Source organism: Methylobacterium frigidaeris, from assembly GCF_022179185.1.
GTDB lineage: Bacteria > Pseudomonadota > Alphaproteobacteria > Rhizobiales > Beijerinckiaceae > Methylobacterium > Methylobacterium frigidaeris.
The window spans coordinates 1-319 of sequence record NZ_BPQJ01000171.1 but is presented as its reverse complement, the minus strand read 5'-3'; the positions used below and the strand labels follow the sequence as shown (position 1 = coordinate 319).

The 319-nt window shown below is 73.4% G+C and carries 1 pseudogene; it reads left to right on the top strand.

The window, feature by feature from the left end:
- Window positions 1-215, top strand: a pseudogene (locus MFF64_RS36720) (hypothetical protein); the annotation flags it as partial.
- Window positions 216-319: the final 104 nt, after the last annotated feature.

Sequence of the window (319 nt, the reverse complement as noted above, 5' to 3'; positions counted from 1 at the left end):
AGGGCGCGGCGACGCAGGAGATCGTGCGCAACGTCTCCCAGGCCGCCGCCGGCACCGGCGAGGTGACGACGAACATCGCCGGCGTCGCCCGGGCGGCGGACGAGACCGGGGCGGCCGCGAGCCAGGTGCTGGGAGCCGCGGGCGAGCTGTCGCGCCAGTCCGAGCACCTCTCAGCCGAGGTGGCGCGCTTCCTCGATACGGTGCGGGCGGCCTGAGACCTGCGTCCGCCCGGATCGGACGGACAGCCCTCGGCACGCAAGCCCCTGATACCGCCGCACCTTCGAACGGACGCGTTCGAAGGTGCAAGGCAAGCCCGAAT